Genomic DNA, 22,561 nt, shown 5'->3' with positions numbered 1-22,561 from the left:
TGAAAAAATCAATAAAAAAATAAGCCTACTCCCTGTACATTAGGGTGTAGGTTTATTTTTTAAGATTTTCAATTAATTTTCTAAGATTATTTTCAAAATATATATCTGATTTTGTATCTCTTTTTTTGAACTTTGTATATTTATTATGTTTCCTTCTCATTTCACGATTGAAATGCCTTCGCTCTAAAAGCTGATTAATATTATCAGAAGTTATTATTAGGCCATTTTGAGTTATACACATGGCATTTTTTGCAAGAGCCATTGCAGCTAGACCATAATCCTGCGTAACTACAATATCACCATTAGTAGCATTATTGACAATATAATAATCAGCACTATCAGATGATTTATCTACAGTTATAATATTAGCGTAATCATCATATATTTCATGGCAGTAGTTTTTAACTACTACAACATCTATATCGTATGATTTAGCTATTTCAATAGTTAAATCTACAACAGGACAGCCATCACCGTCAACAAATATTTTCATATTATCACCTAATATGATTGTATCATAGATTCTCTAAATATTCATCATAGGTCATTTGTTTGTCTATTAAACCTGTTGATGTGATTTCCATAATTCTATTAGCTATTGTTTGTACAAACTGATAATCATGAGAAGTAAATAATATTATTCCTTTGTAGTCCTTTAATCCATTGTTTAGAGCCGTAATAGATTCTAGATCTAAATGGTTTGTAGGTTGGTCTAGTATTAAAACATTAGCATACCCAAGCATCATTTTTGAAAGCATGCATCTTACTTTTTCTCCGCCAGATAGAACCTTAGCTTGCTTTAGAGGTTCGTCTCCTGAAAAGAGCATCCTCCCCAAAAAACCACGTAAATAGCTTTCGGATTTTTCTTCTGAAAATTGTCTCATCCAGTCTACTAAGTTCAAATCAACATCATTAAAGAACTTAGAATTATCATTTGGGAAATAGGATTTAGTTATGGTAATTCCCCATTTATAACTACCAGAGTCAGGTTCCATTTCTCCATTCAATATTTTAAAAAGAGTGGTGTTAGCAATATCATTTTCTCCAATAAAGGCTATTTTGTCACCTTTAGAAACTCTAAAACTAATATCATTTAAAACTTTAACTCCATCTATAGTTTTAGATAATCCTTCTACTGTAAGTATTTCATTACCTACTTCTCTTTCCATTTGGAAAGAAACAAAAGGATATCTTCTATTTGAAGGTTGAATTTCGTCTAAAGTGATTTTTTCTAATAGTTTTTTTCTAGAAGTAGCTTGTCTTGATTTAGATGCATTGGCACTAAAACGAGCAATAAAATCTTGCAATTCTTTTATCTTTTCTTCTTTTTTCTTATTTTGATCTTTCATCATTTGAAGTGCCAATTGGCTAGATTCGTACCAAAAGTCATAATTTCCAGTATATAATTTAATTTTACCATAGTCTATGTCTGCCATATGGGTACAAACTTTGTTCAAAAAGTGCCTATCATGGGATACTACAATGACAGTTCCCTCAAACTCTATTAGAAATTCTTCTAGCCAGCCGATAGCTTTTCTGTCTAAATGGTTTGTAGGCTCATCTAATAATAGTATTCCTGGTTTACCAAATAGGGCTTGGGCAAGTAGCACCTTCATCTTTTCATTACCTGTTAGTTCAGACATTTTTTTGTCATGAAGATTTGTTTCAATACCTAGTCCTTGAAGTATAGAGGAAGCATCTGATTCTGCATTCCATCCGTCAAGTTCGGCAAATTCAGCTTCAAGCTCTGCTGCCTTTATTCCATCTTCATCTGTGAAATCTGGTTTAGCATATAGAGCTTCTTTTTCCTTCATTATTTCATAAAGTCTGGGATTACCTATAATTACAGTTTCCAATACTTGATAATTGTCATATTTAAAGTGGTCTTGCTTCAATACTGACATACGAATTTCTGAAGGAATACTTACTTCACCAACATTTGGTTCTAATTCTCCAGACAATATTTTTAAAAATGTACTCTTACCAGCTCCATTTGCCCCAATGATTCCATAGCAATTTCCTGGTGTGAATTTTAGATTTACATCTTCGAATAGTTTTTGTTCTTTATATCTTAAGCTTACATTAGTTACAGTTATCAATTTATTAGTACCTTCCCTTACATGAAATTTATGAAACATCGTGTAATTATATCATAAAATCATGAATACTTCACTAACAATATTCAAACAGCTGTGACGGTTCTTTTTGTTTGAAATTCAACAAAAAAAATCGTCCCTACTGTTTATTATGTTATAATATTCGTTGTGGAGATTATAAGAAAAAAGAAAGGGAAGAATATGAATTTATTAAATGTAGAAAATATTTCAAAAAGCTATAATGAAAATAAATTGCTTAAAAATATAAGCTTAGGAATAAATGAAGGAGATAAAATAGGCCTTATAGGTATAAATGGTACAGGAAAGACTACTCTTTTGAAGATAATAGCAGGAATCGAAGAAGCAGATGAAGGAAGAATAGTAAAGGGAAGTGCAGTTAGAATAGGATATCTTCCTCAGAAAATTGCATTTGATCCTAATGCTACTGTAGAGGAACAGGTTTTTAGAGGCAATTCAAAAAATATGGTATTGCTTAGAAAATACGAAGAAGCTATTAATAATCCAAATACTCCAAGTGAAGAAATTGTAAGACTTACTCATCAAATGGATGCAATGGATGTTTGGAATTTGGAGAATGAAGCAAAGGCAGTGTTGACTAAACTGGGGATTACTGACTTTAAGGCAAAAGTAGGGGATTTATCAGGTGGACAAAGAAAGAGGATTGCACTAGCTAGTGCATTGATCAATCCTTCAGAACTACTTATACTTGATGAACCAACAAATCATCTTGATAATGATACAATAGAATGGCTAGAAGAATACCTTGGAAAAAGAAAAGGTGCATTATTAATGATAACCCACGATAGATATTTTTTAGATATGGTAGTTAATAAAATTGTTGAACTTGATGGTGGGAATCTTTATTCATATGAGGGAAATTACAATAGTTACTTGGAAAAGAAACTTGAAAGAGAAGAAATGGAAGTTGCCAGTGAGAAAAAGAGACGAAGCTTATTGAGAAAAGAATTGGCATGGATGAAACAAGGTGCAAAGGCAAGATCTACTAAGCAAAAGGCTAGAATAGATCGTTTTAATGAACTAAATGAAAGGGTAACAAATTTATTACCAGATGAAAATTTAGAAATATCAGTAGGAAATAGGCGCCTTGGGAAAAAGGTAATAGAATTAAACCATGTATCAAAATCCTATGATGGCAAAAAAATTATAGATGATTTTGATTATATTGTTTTGAGAGATGATAGAATAGGTATATTAGGGCCAAATGGTAGTGGTAAGTCTACCCTTATTAATATAATGGCAGGAAATATTGAACCTGATGCCGGAAGTGTTGAAATAGGTGATACTGTAAAAATAGGATTGTATTCACAAGAGACTCATCATATAGATGATAGTTTAAGAGTTATTGACTATATAAAAGAAGGATCAGACAATATAACAACAGCGGAAGGAGTAAAAATAAGTGCTTCTCAAATGCTGGAGAAATTTTTGTTTCCACCTTATGTACAATGGACTCCAATAGCTAAGCTTTCGGGAGGAGAAAAGAGAAGGCTTCATTTACTTAGGGTACTTATGGAAGAACCTAATGTATTGTTATTAGATGAGCCTACCAATGATTTAGATATAGAAACCCTTACTATTTTAGAGGATTATCTTGAAGAATTTTTGGGAGCTGTTATAGTAGTTTCTCATGATAGATATTTCTTAGATAAATTAGCAGAAAAAGTTTTTGTATTTGAAGGAGAAGGAAAAATAGTTCAATATACAGGGAACTATTGGTACTACAAAAAAAATATCTTGGAGAAAAAACAAGAAATAAAAAAAGAAGTAGAAAAACCTGCTAAGAAAGAAAAGCCAAAAAGGGAGAACAAACTAAAATTAACATTCAAAGAACAAAAAGAATATGAAGAAATAGATGATATCATATCAGATTTAGAAGATAAAATTCATGAAGTTGAAATAAAAATGGAAGAAGCTTCAACTGATTATGTAGCTTTAGAGGAACTACTTCAAGAAAAAGAAAAACTAAAATTTGAGTTAGAAAAAAAGATGGATAGATGGGTTTATCTCAATGAATTAGTAGAGAAAATTAAGATAGGGGACGGAGGAGAAAAGTAAATATGAAAAAAACAGTGTTAACATATGTGAGGTTATTTATAGGGCTTTTTATATGTGCTGTAGGTATGGTTATGACAATCAATGCAAATTTGGGACTATCCCCATGGGATGTTTTTCATCAAGGGATTGCAAATATTTTCAATATTACGATAGGTAAAGCAAATATATTAGTTGGGGTTTTTATAGTAATATTAGATATTATAATAGGAGAAAAAATAGGATGGGGAACACTATGTAATATGATATTTATTGGATTATTTATTGATTTACTAATGTTAAATAATATAATTCCAACTTTTAATGGAACTTTACAAAGTCTTATTATGATGTTAATTGGATTGTTCATTTTAGGATTTGGTTGTTATCTTTATATTGGTGCTGGATTAGGTGCTGGACCTAGAGATAGTTTGATGGTGGCTCTTACTAAAAAAACACATAAATCTGTTCGATTAATAAAATCTTCTATTGAATTAGGAGCATTGATAATAGGTTATATATTAGGTGGAAAAGTAGGGGTTGGAACAGTGATTATGGCAGTAGGGGGAGGATATTTTACTCAGCTTGCTTTTAGGATTATGAAATTTGATGTTAGCAAAGTTGAACAAAGATTAATATCTGATGACATTAATTTTATTAAAGATAAGCTATTAGCTGCAAAATAGATAATAAGAACATGGTAAGGAGATGTTTATGAGATTAAATAAATTTATTTCATCAACAGGGATTTGCTCTAGGAGAGAAGCAGATGAATTAATCAAACAAAATAAAGTAAGAGTTAATGGGGAGATTGCACCATTAGGATATAATGTGGAGAAAAATGATAAGGTTGAATTAAATGGCAAACTTTTAAAACAAAAGAAAAATGATGTGTATATTGCTTTAAATAAGCCAGCAGGAATTACCTGTACAACAGAGAGGCATATCAAAGGAAATATCATTGATTTTGTAAATTATCCTGAACGAATTTTTCCCATTGGTAGGCTTGATAAAGATTCAGAAGGGTTAATTCTTTTGACAAATGATGGAGATATAGTCAATGAGATTTTAAGAGAGGAAAACAATCACGATAAGGAATATATTGTGACTGTAAATAAGAAAATTACTCCTTCGTTTATAAACGATATGTCAAACGGAGTAAAGATCTATAATCCCGTTAAAAACGAGTATACAGTAACAAAAAAATGTAAGGTATTTAAAATAAACGACAAGACCTTCAAAATCGTACTATCTCAAGGATTAAATCGTCAAATTCGAAGAATGTGTCAAAAGCTAGGATATAGGGTTGTGAAATTGCAACGAATTCGAATTATGAATATAACACTAAAAGGATTACCACTGGGAAAGTGGAGATATTTAACTGAAGAGGAGTTGAAAATCATTAATTCCAAGATATCAAACTGAGTCAAGGGACGGGCCCTTGACTCAGTTTGTATCACTATTTATTATTACATTTCTGATACTTTCATATCCATAATTAAGTATTTGCTATTTGAAAGAGGACTTATTGTATCTTTGCTTACTCCTCTAAAGGATTCTCCAAACATATCAAATACATTTGAAGATACATTTAATTCAGGGAGTCTGCCTATTAGTTTTTCTCCATCAAATAAAAATGCTAATTGTACAGGAGTTCCAAAATTTCCTTCAGGGGTAAAGTCTCCTCCAGAAGCCATTAGTACAAAAATCCCCATTTCGCCATTTAGTAATTCTTTAGCAGTTTTTTCTGATTCTTCAATAGTCAATATTGGTTCTCCTAATGTTGGAAGACTATCATATTCTCCAACTGCAGCACCTGTTAGTGGAATATTATATTTTTTAGCTGTTCTCTTGTCAGTATATGGAGATAATACTACTCCGTCTTGAATAAGATTGTATCTATAATTTTCGTTTATAACCCCTTCAGCATCGAAGAATGGAGTAAAGGTATCTACAGGATTGTTATTTTGATATAATGTGAAGTTTTCGCTAAATACCTTTTTATTCTTTTTGTCACTTAATAGTGAACTTCCACTTCCAAAATTGTTTCCATCTAAATCTTGCAATAATTTTTTCAAAGGTAGAGATTCATCTGTTGGAAATACAACAGGTAGTACTTCTTTTTTTGGAAGTTCAACTTTGTTTTTATAGGCATTACATACTTCGTTTATCATATCTAATGCTAAATTACGATCATATTTTCTGCCTTGAAAAGCTACAAATCCATCCATAATATTGACAGAGGATTTTTCCTTAAAAAGTAATTCTAAAGAGAATAATCTGTCTCTATAGTATAGATCAAGTCCCTTGTCATTTTGAATTTTAACTTCAGATTCTGTTAGATATATTTTGTTTGAGAAATAAAAATCAGATTGTTCATTTCTAATGGAAGTCAATAATTCTTCAATTTCACTTACCAGTTTATCTTCACTTATTATTTCTGTTGAAAAATCTTCGTGTTTCTTATGAGTTTCTTCTAGTTCATATTGGTAGGAGATATTGTTTTTAAGTGAATCTTTTGCTCTATTTTCCAATTCTCCTTCGTCATAATTTCCTATAGCACCTGCATATCCTATACATCCATTTTCATATACTCTAAGTCCTGTTTTTTCAATATCCTTATTTCTGATAGAATCAATTCTCGTTTGACTTACATTTATTGATGTTTCTTTTATTCTATTTATATATTTTTCCTTTATCATTTAATCCACCCCCTATTGAACATTAATATTATTTACCCTAACATATGGTCCGCCAAATCCTACTGGTAGAGGAAATTGTTCCATTTTTCCACATCCGCCTAGTATAAAGCTAAGTATTTCAACATTATCAGAAAGACCGTCAATTTCATTTAAGGTTTCCATTACATTTCCTGTTATTACTGAAATATTTACAGGCTCTGCAATTTTTCCATCTCTAATGTAATAGGCAAGTGATGGGGCAATTGTGAATGTTGACATTCCTGAGCCATGTTTTATAGTTTCAATATATATTCCGTTTTTCACTTCGGAGATTAGCTGTTCCTTTGTCTTATCTCCTGATTCTATATATGTGGTTGTCATTCTAACTATTGGTTCAAATTCAAAATTAATTGCTCTTGCATTTCCTGTTAATTCTTCTTCTAAATAATAAGCTGTAGTGCCACTATGGAGTCTTCCACTTAGTTTTCCATTTTTAACAAGGTAAGTTTTTTCTGCTCTAGTACCTTCGTCGTCAAATGGTACATAGCCACTGCCGGAAACATTGCCATCATCTACTATAGACAATATGTCACTACCTACTTTTTTACCTATAGCCCATTCTTTTCTCATAGTTTCATCACCTATCATGAAGTCAGCTTCACTCTTGTGTCCAAAGCTTTCATGAGCGAATACTCCTGCAGCCAATGGTGACAATATAACTGTGTATTTTCCAGGCTCGACAGCTTTAGAGTTAAGTAGGAAATCTTCACATTTTTTGATATATACTTTGCAGTCTTCAACATTGTTAGTTAGTTTTTCAAAGCTGTCATAACCTCTTTGGAAGCTTTCAGAAAATCTTTTTTCTCCATGAACGAAGTTCATTCTTACGGATAGACCAACGATTTGTGTGTCATAAAGAACATGAGCTCCTTTACTTGAGTAGAATTCTTTATCAATTTTTTTATCTACATATATGGTTTTCCAATGTTTAATTAATTCATTTGCCTTTAATAATGGGAAATACTCTTTTAGTAAATTTTGTTTTTTACTCATTTCGATTTTAGTTACATCATTGTCTTTGAATTTAATTAGATTTTCTTTGTTTGACTGGAACTTTGTAACAATTGGATTATTATTTATTTCTTCATTTGGTTTTGCATATGTAGCTAGAGTTTCTATTTCGTTTTGAATATTCTCGATATTTGATGTAGAACTATAATACCATCTCTCACCATCAAATATTCTTATAAAAGCTGCTTTATAACTTCTAATTTTTGATTCCTCAATTTCGCCCATGGTATAAATAATTTTTGTCTCATACAAATCCTCTATGCGTACATCTGTATAGAGCCCTTTTGGGAATTTAAACATTTGGAGTTCCCCCTTTATTTTCATAATATTGTTAATATAATTATAACATAAATGTAAGTGCCAGGTGAACATTAATATCAGTATCGGGTATTAACTCATCTGTGTTAGGATAGATTTTAAGAGCTGTCCCAATGTGATATAATATTCACAGTAGTAGAAACGAACAAATATACTAAAAGGTAATTTATGAACTTATAATAATAAAGATTTTAAATATAGATAATTGAAAGGATGAAGACATGAGTAAGACATTAGTATTAGCTGAAAAGCCATCTGTTGGAAGAGATATAGCTAGGGTATTGAAATGTAACAAAAAAGGCAATGGCTATTTAGAAGGAGATAAATATATTGTTACTTGGGCTTTGGGTCATTTAGTAACATTAGCTGAACCTGAGGAGTACAATAAAAAATATAAAGAATGGAGGATGGAGGATTTGCCTATGCTTCCATCACAAATGAAGCTAGTTGTTATTAGGCAAACTAGTAAACAGTTTTACAGTGTAAAAACACAAATGCATAGAAAAGATGTATCGCAGATAATAATAGCAACTGATGCAGGTAGAGAGGGAGAGCTTGTTGCAAGATGGATTATAGAAAAGGCAAATGTAAAGAAGCCTATTAAACGTCTTTGGATATCTTCTGTTACAGATAAGGCAATAAAAGATGGATTTAACAAATTAAGAGATGGCAAAGAGTACGAAAATCTTTATAATTCAGCTGTAGCACGTGCTGAAGCAGACTGGATTGTTGGGATAAATGCTACTCGAGCATTGACTTGTAAGTACAATGCTCAGCTATCTTGTGGTAGAGTGCAAACCCCTACTTTGGCAATGGTTGCAAGTAGAGAAGAGGAAATTCAAAATTTTAAACCAAGGGAGTTTTATGGTATAAATGCTACAACTAAAAATTTGAAGCTAATATGGAAGGATACTAAAAATAAAGATACAAGGATATTTGATGAGAAAAAATGTGACAATATACTTGCTTCTGTTGAAGGAAATGATGCAAAGATAATAGGTGTAGAAAAGTCCTATAAGAAGACTTTTTCACCTAGATTATATGATTTGACAGAGCTTCAAAGGGATGCTAATAAAATATTTGGGTTTTCAGCAAAAGAGACCCTTTCCATTATGCAAAGACTTTATGAAACTCATAAGATACTTACATATCCAAGGACTGATTCTAGATATTTAACAACAGATATAGTAGAAACATTAGATGAAAGACTTAAAGCCTGTGGGATTGGGGAATATGGACCAATGGTTTCAAAAATTTTAAGAAATCCTATTAAAGCTAATAAATCCTTTGTTGATAATAGCAAGGTAACAGATCATCATGCTATTATACCAACAGAACAGAGAGTGTCATTAAGTGAATTAAATGATGGTGAAAGAAAAATATATGACTTAGTTGTTAAGCGTTTCTTAGCAGTATTATATACTCCTTTTGAATATGAACAGACAACAATTAAAGCAAAAATTGGAGATGAAAACTTTTTTACTAGGGGGAAAAGGATTATTTCTCAGGGTTGGAAAGAAATATATGCTAATAACTATGAGGATGATGATGCTAATGAAGATGTTCCAGAACAGCTTTTACCTAGTATAAATAGTGGAGATATCTTGAAAGTGTCTACTATTGTAAAAACTAAAGGACACACAAAACCACCAGCACCATTTAATGAAGGAACACTTTTAACAGCTATGGAAAACCCAGCAAAGTATATGGTAGGAGAAAGCAAAGACTTAATTGAGACAATTGGGGAAACTGGAGGAATTGGGACGGTAGCTACAAGGGCAGATATTATTGAAAAGCTGTTTAACACCTTTTTATTAGAAAAGAGAGGCAAGGATATCTTTATCACGGGGAAAGGTAAACAACTTCTGGAGTTGGTTCCTGAAGATATGAAATCACCTGCACTAACAGCAGAATGGGAGCAAAAGCTAGAAGCAATTGCTAAAGGCAAACTTAATAAAAATGCGTTTATAGGGGAAATGAGAAATTATTCAAAAACTATTACTAAAGAAATAAAGAATAGTGATGCAAGCTTTAAGCATGACAATATATCAAGGGTTAAGTGTCCTGAATGTGGAAAGTATATGCTAGAAGTAAAGGGAAAAAAGGGCAAGATGCTTATTTGCCAAGATAGAGAATGTGGCTATAGAAAAAATGTTTCAAAAGTGACAAATGCAAGATGTCCTAATTGTCATAAAAAGTTAGAATTACGAGGAGAAGGAGAAGGCCAAACATTTATATGTAAATGTGGATATAGAGAGAAACTTTCTTCTTTTAATCAAAGAAAGAAAAAACAGAAGAGTGGTCTATCTAAAAAGGAAGTAAACAGGTACTTAAAACAACAAAACAAATTAAACGATGAACCAATTAATACTGATTTAGCAGATGCACTAAAGAAACTTGAACTTTAATATCAGTGCCAGGCACTAACTTACTAACTTATTCACAAATATTAGTGCCAAAAGTAGAGTGTCTATTAGATCAAGTTATTAAAACAATATTAGTAGGGGAGACCTGTGGCCTCCTATTTTATACCAAAAAGGGACAGTGAACCTGTCCCCTTGTCCTGTTACTTTGTGTAATTGTCGAAATAACCTTGGATGTATATAACTGGTGTCCCTTTGTCTCCACTTCCTGAAGTCAAATCAGATAGTGAACCAATTAAATCTGTAAGTCTTCTAGGGGTAGTGCCTTGTGATTCCATAGTGCCAACTAGGTTTGATTCCTTGTTTTCAATGTATTTAGAGATAGCTTTTTTAAGTTCTTCTCCACTTAAATCTGCGAAATTGTTGTCTGCAAGATATTTTAGTTTGATTTCATTTGGTGTTCCTTCAAGTCCACTAGTATATGCAGGGGATACAACAGGGTCAGCTAGCTCCCAAATCTTGCCTACTGGGTCTTTGAAAGCACCATCACCGTAAACCATAACCTCTACAGTTTTGTCAGTCTTTTCTTTTAGCTTTGCTTGAATACTATCAACAATAGGTTGGCAGTCTCTTGGGAAAAGTTTTACACTTTCTTCTGTTGCTTTATTAGAGCCTAATAGACCATAGTTTTCATTGAATCCACTACCATCAATAGATGCAGTTAGTATATCATCAAGGCTATAAATTTTTTCTCCACCATTTTCTTTTAATATTCTCTTGGTTCTAAATCTTGTATGAATGTCACAAGCAAGAACATTTTTTGTATAGTCTAGAATTGTTTTAGGATTGTTTGAGAATATAATTTCACATTCAGTATCATATTCTTCAATGAGTGATTTATAATAATCAATATAATCAACCCCAGTAAAGGTGTGTTTATTGTATCCGAAAAGTTCACGATATTCATTTTCTGTCAATACATCTGTCCAAGGATTAATACCTTTTTCATCAAGAGCATCTAAACTTACTAAATGATTGCCTACTTCATCAGATGGGTATTGTAACATTAAAACAATCTTTTTAGCGCCCTTAGCAATACCTCTAAGACAAATTGCAAAACGGTTACGGCTTAAAATTGGGAATATAACTCCAATAGTTTCATTTCCAAATTTATTATTTATATCTTTTGCTATGGCATCAATGCTTGCATAGTTTCCTTGAGTACGAGCAACTACAGATTCTGTAATAGTTATAATATCACGATCATTTATTGAAAAACCTTCTATTTCTGAAGCTTTGAGTACTGTATCTACAACCGTATCTACTATATTGTCTCCTTCTTTGAATATTGGAGTACGAAGACCTCTAACTACAGTTCCAACTATTCTTTCCATTAAAATCTCTCCTTTATATTCGGATTTTAGAAGGAACAAAACCCTTCACTTGTAATATATAATATTTAGTGGTATAAGTAAAATAAATAGATAGTATACTATATATAAGGGGTGCTTATATGTCTATTAGATTAGATTTGTATAAAATATTTTGTGAAGTAGCAAAGCATAAGAGTTTTTCAAAGGCTTCAAAAGTTTTATATATGACGCAACCAGCTGTTAGTCAGGCCATTATGCAACTTGAAGATGAATTGGGTTTGCGACTATTTACTCGAACCCCTAGGGGAGTTATTCTTACAAATGAAGGACAAATGCTATTCGAATATGCAAACTCTGCTATTAATTTAATCAATGTAGGGGAAAAGAAGATCATGGAATCAAAGAATTTAATGGTAGGAAATTTGAGAATAGGGGTTGGAGATACTATTTCTCGCTATTTTCTATTACCTTTTCTAGAAAAATACCACAATCAATATCCTAATATTAAATTAAAAGTTATCAATCGTACAACATTAGAACTTATTACTTTACTCAAATCAGGAGAAGTCGATATTGCTATATGTAATTTACCTATTAAAGATTCATCTATAGAAACAAAAAAATTAATGGATATTCATGATATATTTGTATGTGGAGAAAAGTATAAAGATATTATTTCTAAGACATTGTCTTTTGAAGAAATATCAAAGTTTCCACTTATATTACTTGAGCCTAAATCAAACTCTAGGCAGTATGTAGAGGAGTATATATTATCTAAGGGTATAAAAATTGAACCGGAGATTGAACTTGGCTCTCATGAACTATTATTAGAATTTGCAAAGATCAATCTAGGTATATCCTGTGTTGTCAGTGAATTTTCCCATGAGTATTTAGAGTATGGTTACCTATATGAAGTTAAGTTAACTGAGCCAATACCTAAGAGAAGTATAGGAGTTTGTTCACTAAAGAGCGTTTCACTATCTCCAGCGTCAGAGAAATTTGTTGAGATATTAGAAAAGAAGGCTTAGAAGTGAGTCACGGAATCATGACTCATGTGGTATTATATATTAAAGGGGGTTTGACATATGGGTATAAATATTAAAAGTATAGCAAAGGTAGGTAACTATATTTTTATAATTTATGTCTTGTATGCTCTAGTATTGGGAGCTATTGTTTTTGGTTTTTATAAGCACAAGGATAGCAAATATTTAGATACGCATCCGGTTAATAGATTTTATGGGGACAGCGTTGGTCAGGATAGGGTGGCGCTTGTAGAAGACAGGTATGAATCAGGATTAGCTCGTATTAATTTTATTGAAAACGCTAATGAAACTATAGATATATCATATTTTAAAATAGATGAGGGTTTGTCTGCAGATATCTTTACAGGATGTCTTTTAGAAGCTGCAGATAGGGGAGTAAAAATTCGATTACTTTTAGATGGCTCAATATCAAACTTAACTAAAATGAAAGACATAGAATATGCTCTTACGGAATATCCTAATATTGAATTTAAATATTATGAACCAATTAATATATTTAAGCCTTGGGCTTGGAACAATAGACTCCATGATAAGATTATTATAGTGGACAAACAGTATGCTATGTTAGGTGGGCGAAACATAGGAGATAGGTATTTTGCACCAGATAGCTATGATGGAGAAAAGACTAATGATAGGGATGTTGTTATTGTCAATACGGATGATGAAAATATTTCTAGTAGTGCTATTAGCCAAGTAAGTGAATACTACAATTTTGTATGGAATCATGAGTATTCAAAATATCCATCTAAAAGATTAACTTTAAATAAAAAGGAAAAGGGACAAGGAAAAGCAAATTCTTTAAAAAAATATATAAACAATCTTAGAGTTACTAGACCTAATATGTTCAATAATGATTTTGATTGGATGGAATTGTCTTTACCAACTAATAAAGTAACTTTAATACACAATCCTATTGAAAGATTAAATAAAGAGCCATGGTGTTTTTATGAGATTACAAACCTGATGAAGTCAGCAGAGAAATCAATTTTTATACAAAGTCCGTACATTATCCCTACAAAAGAAATGGTTGATTGTTTAGAAGGGGTCAATGTTTCACCTAGTAAAATAAATGTTTTAACGAATTCTCTTGGATCAACTCCTAATGTAATGGCTTTTTCAGGATATATAAGACATAGGGAGGATATAGTTGACCAAGGTGTAAATGTATATGAGTTTCAAGGGCCGGGTTCTATACATGCTAAATCGTATATTTTTGATGATAGGATTAGCCTTGTTGGTTCATTTAACTTTGATTCAAGGAGTACTCATCTTAGCACTGAAACTATGGTTGTAATTGATAGTGAGGAATTTTCAAAGGCCTTAGAAAGAGAAGTACAGAAAGATATGAAGAGTAGTTTAATGGTAGCAGAGGACTATTCTTATGTAGATAATTCTCTCATAGAAGAGGAAGAGATACCTTTTACTAAACCAATTATTATAAGGTTTGTATCTATAATTACTTATTTATTTGATTATATGTTATAGATTTTTATTATACTATATTAATTATAAATAGAGATTTAAAATTTTATTTGTAATAAGTGGCAGGTATGTGTATAATTAAGACACAAATACATAAATGGAGGGGATACTATGAAAAAAGTTTCAGTCGTAGCATTAGTTTTAGTATTGGCTTTAGCTTTTACAGGTTGTACAGGTGTTGAACAAAGACTTTATAAGGGATTTGCTAAAAATCAAGAGATAACTTCATTGGAAAGTGATACAGATGTTACTTTTATATTAGAAGCAACAGATTTCTCAGAAGAAGAACAAATGATGCTTCAACAAGCAATTAATATGCTTGACAATTCAAAAATTAGCATGCATCAAATATCAAAGACAAACAAAGAAAAAACAGTGACAAAAGCATATGTAGATATGGATATGACTTTTGGTGACATGAAAATGCCAATGGAAGCTTGGGTTGATATGGATATGTCAAAGGATAATCCTGAAATGTTGGAAATCATTAAGATGCCTGCAATGATTATGGGAATGATGTCTCCAGAAAATCCAAACAAAGAATATTTAATCTATGATTTTGAAGAAATGATGAAGGAATTACCAGAAGGTCAAGAAGAAGTTAACAATAGCAAGTTAATGGAATTTAGTAAGGATATGCAAACTAAATACGTTGATTTCTTTAATAATTACTTTAAAGAATTTGACCTAGGCGTTAAAATGGCGAAATATAAAGGAACACGTTCTGCTAATGGAAAGTCATTATATATCTATGAAGTAAATTTAGATGATGCAAACTTTAAAAAACTTATTAGAAATGCAGTAAACAATTCTTTGGAAAATGAAGAAACAATTAAATTTATTGAAGAATATATGAGCGATGTAGTAAATATCATGGAAATACCTGAAGAAGAACAAATGTCAAAAGAAGAAATGAAGGAAGAAGTAAAAGAAGGATTAGACAAATTTAAAGAAGAATTACCAAATATTAAAAAACAATTTAACGAATTCATGGATAAGCTTGAAGATGTTAAAGTGTTAGGCGACAAAGGGATAGTTATCGAGTATGGAATGAATAGTGATGGATATATAGTTCATACAAAAGGAAATATAGATTTAGCTATTGACCTAGAAGCTATTGGAAAAGCTTTTGAAACTGCAACTAAAACTGAAGAGACAACTGGAGTAGAAACAAAAGTTCAATCTAAAGGTAAATTAAAACTTGGAATAGAGTTTAATACAAATATGTACAATATCAATAAAGATGTAAAAATAGAAATGCCTAAGACAACTGAAGAAAATAGCTTACGTATGAGTGATTTAATGAAACAACAAATGGAATCAATAGAAGTACCTGAAGCAGCTACTGAAGCAGCTACAAAATAATAAAAAATAGCTAGTAGATTTATCTACTAGCTATTTTAATATATTAAACTAAATAGGGGGGTAAATGTTTGGCTATTTTAATTCACTAAACTTGATTTCAATTTCCTTTTTGCTACCATTTCTTATGATACTCAATGTAGCACTATCTCCTTTATTATATTTATAAAGAGCCTTTTTCAATTGGTTCATATTTTCTATTTTTTTATCATCAATTTTTTCAATTATGTCTCCACTCATTAGTCCTGCGCTACTAGCAGGGGAGTTAGGAGATACTTCTATGACTATTACTCCATCATCTGTACTTAAATCTATACCCAATTGTCTTTCATATAATTCAACTTCTACTCCTTTTATACCAATAAATACTGTTTTGTAAGTTCCTTCTTTGATTACTTGTTCAATTATGGTTTTAACTGTATTTATTGGTATAGAGAATCCTAATCCTTCAGCAGATTTTATTTTGGCTGTATTTATGCCTATTACTTCACCTTTGGCATTCAATAGTGGTCCTCCACTGTTTCCAGGATTTATTGATGCATCTGTTTGGATCAAGTCTTCGATTACATTGTTTTCATCTACTTGAATAGATCTGTGGAGACCACTTATGATACCTGAAGTTACAGATCTTTGGAATTCCAATCCTAGTGGGTTTCCTATAGCAATGGCAGTTTCTCCTACTTCTAATTGGTCAGAATCTCCTAAGTCAGCTACAGGTAGATTTGCCTTATCTACTTTCACTATAGCTAAGTCAATTGCACTATCATTCCACAATACAGTGCCTGGATTTTTGTCTCCATTTTCAAATAATACAGATATCTCTTTAGCATTTCCATCCCCTACTACATGGGAGTTAGTAAGTATATACCCATTTGCATCTACAATTATTCCAGAACCTGTACCTTCTACTTCTGTTTCACCAAAAAAGTTTCCTACAACTTCTTTGGTAGTAATACCAACTACACTTCCCATTGCCTTTTTAGCAACTGCAGATTCAATAGAGGTTTCATTGTTTACAACGATATTTGTTTTTTGGGCGTCATAGGATTTTTCTGTACTATATATACTAGGTGTAGGTAGCCATTTTCCATATAGATAATTTGGAGCTATATATGAAGATACTACACCTCCAACAATTGATGCTACTAAAGCTATAATAAAAAATGGCAGCAATCCTCTTTTCCTTGGCTTTTCAATATTCTTATTTTCATCTTTTGTGTATTCGCTACATTCAATAATGTCGATTCTTTCATCATCCATATTATTACCTCCTCAAATATTTACTGTAACTATATATTAATAATCAATTGTGATAGAAATATGGATGAAATATGTTTTTGTTGTATAAATTTTTCTTTATAAATTTCACAATTTCCCACAATTATATGATTATAATGCCATATTATTATTGAATACTATAGTTAGTACCTATGCATATATATGTTTTTTTTGATAAAATATATATAATGATTTTCATATAGAGGAGTGAGATATTATGTCTTTTAGGATATATTTAGTGGAAGATGATAATAATTTAAATTTAGTTTTAACTTCTTATTTAGAGAAGGAAGGATGGAAGGTTTCTGCTTTTTTAACAGGAGAAGAGGCCAAAAAAGCTATTAATGATCCACCTGATTTGTGGATACTAGATATTATGCTTCCAGATATAAATGGATATCAACTTATTCAAGAAATTAAACTTGTTTCTCCTAATGTACCTGTTATTTTTATATCAGCAAGAGATCAAGATATAGATAGAGTTGTAGGATTGGAACTTGGTAGTGATGATTATTTGCCAAAGCCTTTTTTGCCAAGGGAATTAGTTATTAGAACACGAAATCTTTTAGAAAGAGTATATGGTACTGATTCACAAATACAGGAGATTCCACCTTACAGTATAGACAGTGGAAGCAGAACTGTTAAGTTAAAGGATGATATTCTCGATTTAACATCAAAAGAATTTGATTTGTTGGTATATTTTGTGGAAAATCAAGGTTTGGCACTTTCTAGGGAGCAAATACTCAATTCTATATGGGGAGAAGATTATTTTGGAACAGACAGGGTGGTTGATGATTTGGTAAGACGATTGAGAAAAAAGATGCCTAAACTAAACCTTGAAACAATCTATGGATATGGCTATAGGATGATAAAATCATGAAAAATTGGCCATTATCAGTACAGATATGGATAGTTTTTGCAGCAATAACACTGTGTATTTCTATAATGTTATCGATACTTCTTCCTTTGACTTTAAGAGATTTTTTCACCAAGGAAATATATGCCAATATTGAAAGTGCTCAAGATTTACTATTTTATCGTTCTACAGATGAGTTCTATGAAGACTTTCTAGATCCAAAAAATCTAGAAAAACCAAGACAAAAGTTAGAAGATATCAGAACAGTAAATCATTTTATAATATATGATGAAGATCAAATAGTAATATCGCCTTCTCTATCAATTGATTTTTTAAATAAGGTTAGAAATGATATAAAAACTCAAAAAAGTGTGAGACAGAGGTATAGCGGTAAAGTAGATAATGAAAAGATATTTTATGTTATTACCAAGGGAAAGGCACTAAATCAAGAGGTTTATTTGGTTTCATATGTTTGGGATTCATATAGAGAAGATTTAGTTAAGACACTATTTAAGAAGCTAGCATTGATTATGACTATAGTTTTTCTTTTGAGTTGGATACCTGCTATTTGGCTTTCAAAATACTTATCTAAACCTTTAGTTATATTAGAAAAGCGTGTTGAAAAACTTGCAAACCATGAGTGGAATGAAGCAGTAGTAGTCAATAGAAAGGATGAAATAGGTAAACTAGGGGAGTCAATAGAAGAACTTCGAAATCAGTTGATACAACAAGATGAAGCACAACAGGCATTTTTGCAACATGTATCTCATGAATTAAAAACTCCAGTTATGGTTATTCGTAGTTTTGCACAAGCTATAAAGGATGGTATATATCCAAAAGGAGATCTTGACTGTTCAGTATCGGTTATAGATGAAGAAGCTGAAAGACTAGAAAAACGTATAGGGAATTTGCTTTATCTGACGAAACTTGATTATCTATCTAATCATGAGCTAAATAGAGAAATTATTTCACTAGATATTTTAACAAAAGAAGTGGTTGATAGACTATCTTGGAATAGACCTGAATTGGAGTGGCATTTAAATTTATCAAAAGTAAATATTAGCGGTGATATTGAGTTGTGGAGAGTGGTTTTAGAGAATATATTAGACAATCAGATACGCTATGCAGATAGTGAAATATCTATTTCATTAGATAAACAAGAGGAAAATACTGGGGTACTGCGTATTTGGAATGATGGCCCTAATATGGAACCAGAAGTTTTGGATTCTCTTTTTAGTAAATTCAGCAAAGGGTACAAAGGAGAACATGGCCTTGGTTTAGCAATTGTATATGGAATTGTATCCTTACATGATTCTAAGATTTGGGCAAAAAACGAAGAAAGTGGAGTATCTTTTAATATTGAAGTTCCAACAGTATAAAAAACATCCACCACTAGCATAAAGATAAGTGGTGGATGTTTTTTTATTCGATTTCTAAAACTACAGGACAATGATCGCTACCTAGTATTTCTGAATGAATTTGTGCATCTATTAGCCTTTTTTCAAGTTTTTTTGAAACGATGAAGTAATCAATTCTCCAACCTGCATTTCTTTCTCTAGCTTTAGTTATATATGACCACCAAGTATAGGCATCTTCTTTATCTGGATAAAAGTATCTAAAGCTGTCAATGAAATCGGCTTCCAATAGTTCTGTCATCTTGCCTCTTTCTTCATCAGTAAATCCAGCATTTTTCCTATTTGAAGATGGATTTTTCAAATCTATTTCCTTATGAGCAACATTAAGGTCTCCGCATAGTATGACAGGTTTCACTGAATCTAATTCCTTAAGATATTCCCTAAACATGTTTTCCCAAGTCATTCTATAATCAAGTCTTGCCAATTCCCTTTGACTATTTGGTGTATACACATTTACCAAATAGAAGTCTTCATATTCTAATGTAATAACTCTTCCCTCTTGATCATGTTCTTCTATTCCCACGCCGTATTTAACAGAAAGAGGTTCTTTCTTTGTAAAAATTGCAGTTCCAGAATAACCTTTTTTCTCAGCATAATTCCAATATTGATGATATCCTTCTAAGTCTAAATCTATTTGTCCTTCTTGTAGTTTTGTCTCCTGAACACAAAACATATCCGCATTCACTTCTTCAAAGTAGTCTAAAAATCCCTTCTTAACGCAAGCTCTAAGGCCATTAACATTCCAAGAAACAAGTTTCATAGTAAACCCTCCATTTAAGTAATCACTTATATTATATCATAGCTTATTTTTATATAAAGAAGGGTAATTATAATTTAATTTGGGAAAAATAATGATAATATTATATTGATTGGAAAAATATGAACTATAAATATGAAAATAATAAAAATGTTCACTATATAATAAACAATAATAAAAAAATTCACAAAAACATTTTCAAATCGAGAAAATAATTATATAATGTAAATATGATATATGATGAAAAATTTCAATGAAGGGATTGGTTTGATGAAACTTGTTTATAAAGGGAAAACAAAAGACGTTTACGATTTAGAAAATGGTAACTATTTACTTAAATTTAAAGATGATGTAACAGGAGAAGATGGTGTATTTGATCCAGGAGCAAATACAGTAGGATTAACAATTGAGGGAGTAGGAAAGGCTGGACTTCGTTTAACTAAATTTTTCTTTGAAAAATTAAATGAAAAGGGAATACCTACTCATTATGTAGATGCAGATATAGAAAATGCTACTATGACAGTAAAACCAGCAACAGCTTTTGGGAAGGGCATTGAAGTAATCTGCCGTTATAGAGCTGTTGGAAGCTTCATGCGTCGTTATGGAATGTATGCTGAAGAAGGGCAACCACTAGATGCTTTTGTCGAAGTAACTCTTAAAGATGACAAAAGAAACGATCCACCAATTACTGAAGATGCACTTCATATGTTAGGAATACTTTCAAGAGATGAATACAAAGTGCTAAAAGATCTTACACGAAAGATTAGCAATGTAGTAAAAGAAGAATTAGCTAAAAAGGGAATTGAACTATATGATATAAAATTGGAATTTGGTAGGGTAGGAGAAAGCAAGGAAATAGTACTAATTGATGAAATATCTGGTGGAAATATGAGAGCTTATAAAGATGGACAATATATTGAACCATTAGAATTAGAAAAGATGATGTTGAAGTAAGAAGTTAGGGGACAGTTTTCTGTCTCCTTTTTTTGTGTAAAAAAACATAAACAATGCTTTAAGAGAAAGGGTTTTGGGTATAACTAAATTAATTGAAAAAAATATAACAATTAAATAAGGCAATACTATAAATATTGTCTTTCCATAAATATAATCAAAGGAGGAGTTTTATGTCTTTCAAAATATCAGACAAAATAACTTGGGTTGGAAAAATTGACTGGGAATTAAGAAGTTTTCATGGAGAAGAATTATCTACTCACAGGGGTAGCTCATATAATTCTTATCTAATAAGAGATGAAAAAACTGTACTTATTGATACAGTTTGGGAACCATTTGCAAAGGAATTTGTAGAAAATCTAAAAAAAGAAATAGATTTAAATGAAATAGACTATATAATAGCAAATCATAATGAAATCGACCATAGTGGTGCATTGCCATTGCTTATGAAGGAGATACCTGATGTTCCAATATACTGTACTTCAAATGGAGTTAAGATAATAAAGGGTCATTTCCATGAAGATTGGAACTTTGTTGAAGTTAAAACAGGAGATACATTAGACATAGGAGAAAGTAAGTTAACATTTATAGAAGCAAGAATGCTACATTGGCCAGATAGTATGTTTACCTATATGTCAGGAGAAAATGTACTATTTAGTAATGATGCATTTGGTCAACACTATGCTTCAGATTTAATGTTTAATGATTTAGTTGATCAAGCAGAATTGTATCAAGAAGCTATAAAATACTATGCTAATATATTAGCACCTTTTAGTCCATTGGTGACAAGAAAGATAGAAGAAGTATTGAGTTTAAATTTACCTGTTGATATGATTGCCACTAGCCATGGGGTTATTTGGAGAGAAAATCCAAGTCAAATCATTGAAAAATACTTAGAATGGTCAAAAGGAGTAGAAGAAAATCAAATAACTATTGCCTATGAAACTATGTGGAATGGTACTAGAAGAATGGCAGAAGCAATTGCAGATGGAATTAAGAGTGTAGATAGTGATGTAACAGTAAAACTGTTTAATACTGCTCATTCTGATAAAAATGACGTCCTTACAGAAATATTTAAATCCAAAGGTGTAATAATAGGTTCATCTACTATAAATAAAAGTATATTGACTTCTGTATCAGGAATGTTAGATATGTTGAAGGGCCTAGGATTAAAGAATAAAAAAGCTGCTGCCTTTGGTTCATATGGATGGAGTGGTGAATCTGTTCAAATTATCAATGAGAGATTAAAAGATGCTAAGTTTGAAGTAATAGGTGATGGAATAAAGGAACTATGGAATCCAGATGAAGAAGCACTAGAAAGATGTAGAGAGTTTGGTAAAAATTTTGTTGGTCATTTAAAATAGTGAAATAAGTATATATAAGCTATAAAGGCGATTTATATCCTACCTAGGATATAAATCGCCTTTTTTAATCTTATAATG

General features: G+C 31.3%; 18 protein-coding genes. 11 read left to right on the top strand and 7 right to left on the bottom strand.

Annotation, left to right across the window (positions count from 1 at the left end; genetic code table 11):
• Nucleotides 1-52: 52 nt before the first annotated feature.
• Nucleotides 53-493, bottom strand: a complete 441-nt coding sequence (locus BQ9840_RS07030; protein ID WP_077369114.1) for a YaiI/YqxD family protein — start codon at nt 491-493, stop codon at nt 53-55.
• 22 nt (nt 494-515) lie between these two features.
• Nucleotides 516-2,099: an ABC-F family ATP-binding cassette domain-containing protein gene (locus BQ9840_RS07025; RefSeq protein ID WP_077369113.1), complete on the bottom strand. Its 1,584-nt coding sequence runs from the start codon at nt 2,097-2,099 to the stop codon at nt 516-518.
• Nucleotides 2,100-2,297: 198 nt separating this feature from the next.
• Between BQ9840_RS07025 and BQ9840_RS07020 the strand changes: the two genes are divergently transcribed.
• Genes BQ9840_RS07020 through BQ9840_RS07010 form a run of 3 tightly spaced genes read left to right on the top strand, consistent with a single transcriptional unit; the run spans nt 2,298 to nt 5,594 of the window.
• The gene (locus BQ9840_RS07020) at nt 2,298-4,193 is read left to right on the top strand and encodes an ABC-F family ATP-binding cassette domain-containing protein (RefSeq protein WP_077369112.1); all 1,896 of its coding nucleotides are present in this window, start codon (nt 2,298-2,300) and stop codon (nt 4,191-4,193) included.
• Nucleotides 4,194-4,195: 2 nt separating this feature from the next.
• The gene (locus BQ9840_RS07015) at nt 4,196-4,855 is read left to right on the top strand and encodes a YczE/YyaS/YitT family protein (RefSeq protein WP_077369111.1); all 660 of its coding nucleotides are present in this window, start codon (nt 4,196-4,198) and stop codon (nt 4,853-4,855) included.
• 28 nt (nt 4,856-4,883) lie between these two features.
• The gene (locus BQ9840_RS07010) at nt 4,884-5,594 is read left to right on the top strand and encodes a pseudouridine synthase (RefSeq protein ID WP_077369110.1); all 711 of its coding nucleotides are present in this window, start codon (nt 4,884-4,886) and stop codon (nt 5,592-5,594) included.
• A gap of 44 nt (nt 5,595-5,638) precedes the next feature.
• Here BQ9840_RS07010 and BQ9840_RS07005 read toward each other — a convergent pair whose 3' ends face one another.
• Both BQ9840_RS07005 and BQ9840_RS07000 read right to left on the bottom strand, forming a co-directional pair.
• Entirely contained in the window at nt 5,639-6,871 is a 1,233-nt protein-coding gene (locus BQ9840_RS07005; RefSeq protein WP_077369109.1) for a metallopeptidase TldD-related protein, read from the bottom strand.
• Nucleotides 6,872-6,883: 12 nt separating this feature from the next.
• The gene (locus BQ9840_RS07000) at nt 6,884-8,221 is read right to left on the bottom strand and encodes a TldD/PmbA family protein (protein WP_077369108.1); all 1,338 of its coding nucleotides are present in this window, start codon (nt 8,219-8,221) and stop codon (nt 6,884-6,886) included.
• A 239-nt stretch (nt 8,222-8,460) separates the two neighbouring features.
• Here BQ9840_RS07000 and BQ9840_RS06995 point away from each other — a divergent pair, with 239 nt between their 5' ends.
• Nucleotides 8,461-10,647: a DNA topoisomerase III gene (locus BQ9840_RS06995; protein WP_077369107.1), complete on the top strand. Its 2,187-nt coding sequence runs from the start codon at nt 8,461-8,463 to the stop codon at nt 10,645-10,647.
• Nucleotides 10,648-10,805: 158 nt separating this feature from the next.
• On the opposite strand, the gene BQ9840_RS06990 is transcribed toward BQ9840_RS06995, so the two are convergent.
• Nucleotides 10,806-11,996, bottom strand: coding sequence for a coenzyme F420-0:L-glutamate ligase (locus BQ9840_RS06990; RefSeq protein WP_077369106.1), 1,191 nt, complete (start codon nt 11,994-11,996; stop codon nt 10,806-10,808).
• Nucleotides 11,997-12,115: 119 nt separating this feature from the next.
• Here BQ9840_RS06990 and BQ9840_RS06985 point away from each other — a divergent pair, with 119 nt between their 5' ends.
• The 3 genes from BQ9840_RS06985 (at nt 12,116) to BQ9840_RS06975 (ending at nt 15,865) form a co-directional block, all read left to right on the top strand.
• Nucleotides 12,116-13,003, top strand: a complete 888-nt coding sequence (locus BQ9840_RS06985; protein WP_077369105.1) for a LysR family transcriptional regulator — start codon at nt 12,116-12,118, stop codon at nt 13,001-13,003.
• A gap of 57 nt (nt 13,004-13,060) precedes the next feature.
• A complete protein-coding gene (locus BQ9840_RS06980; RefSeq protein WP_077369104.1) occupies nt 13,061-14,503 on the top strand; it encodes a phospholipase D-like domain-containing protein in 1,443 nt (480 codons plus the stop codon).
• A gap of 108 nt (nt 14,504-14,611) precedes the next feature.
• Nucleotides 14,612-15,865 (top strand): hypothetical protein, encoded by a 1,254-nt coding sequence (locus tag BQ9840_RS06975; protein ID WP_077369103.1) that lies wholly within the window; start codon nt 14,612-14,614, stop codon nt 15,863-15,865.
• A 72-nt stretch (nt 15,866-15,937) separates the two neighbouring features.
• On the opposite strand, the gene BQ9840_RS06970 is transcribed toward BQ9840_RS06975, so the two are convergent.
• Entirely contained in the window at nt 15,938-17,122 is a 1,185-nt protein-coding gene (locus BQ9840_RS06970) for a serine protease HtrA (protein ID WP_077369102.1), read from the bottom strand.
• Nucleotides 17,123-17,357: 235 nt separating this feature from the next.
• Here BQ9840_RS06970 and BQ9840_RS06965 point away from each other — a divergent pair, with 235 nt between their 5' ends.
• Nucleotides 17,358-18,020: a response regulator transcription factor gene (locus BQ9840_RS06965; protein WP_077369101.1), complete on the top strand. Its 663-nt coding sequence runs from the start codon at nt 17,358-17,360 to the stop codon at nt 18,018-18,020.
• Nucleotides 18,017-19,375, top strand: coding sequence for a sensor histidine kinase (locus tag BQ9840_RS06960; RefSeq protein WP_077369100.1), 1,359 nt, complete (start codon nt 18,017-18,019; stop codon nt 19,373-19,375). The genes BQ9840_RS06965 and BQ9840_RS06960 overlap by 4 nt, the downstream gene beginning before the upstream one ends.
• Nucleotides 19,376-19,418: 43 nt before the next feature.
• Here BQ9840_RS06960 and BQ9840_RS06955 read toward each other — a convergent pair whose 3' ends face one another.
• Complete coding sequence (locus tag BQ9840_RS06955) at nt 19,419-20,171, bottom strand: exodeoxyribonuclease III (protein ID WP_077369099.1); 753 nt, start codon at nt 20,169-20,171, stop codon at nt 19,419-19,421.
• Between the two features lie 267 nt (nt 20,172-20,438).
• On the opposite strand from BQ9840_RS06955, the gene BQ9840_RS06950 reads away from it, so the two are divergent.
• Both BQ9840_RS06950 and BQ9840_RS06945 read left to right on the top strand, forming a co-directional pair.
• On the top strand, nt 20,439-21,122 hold the full coding sequence (locus tag BQ9840_RS06950) for a phosphoribosylaminoimidazolesuccinocarboxamide synthase (protein WP_077369098.1): 684 nt from the start codon (nt 20,439-20,441) through the stop codon (nt 21,120-21,122).
• Nucleotides 21,123-21,292: 170 nt separating this feature from the next.
• Nucleotides 21,293-22,483: an anaerobic nitric oxide reductase flavorubredoxin gene (locus BQ9840_RS06945; protein WP_077369097.1), complete on the top strand. Its 1,191-nt coding sequence runs from the start codon at nt 21,293-21,295 to the stop codon at nt 22,481-22,483.
• Nucleotides 22,484-22,561 lie beyond the last annotated feature (78 nt).

The organism is Anaerosalibacter sp. Marseille-P3206 (assembly GCF_900155565.1).
Lineage (GTDB): Bacteria > Bacillota > Clostridia > Tissierellales > Sporanaerobacteraceae > FUHM01.
The sequence above is the reverse complement of the archived record's forward strand: the minus strand, read 5'-3'. Positions and strand labels throughout refer to the sequence as shown.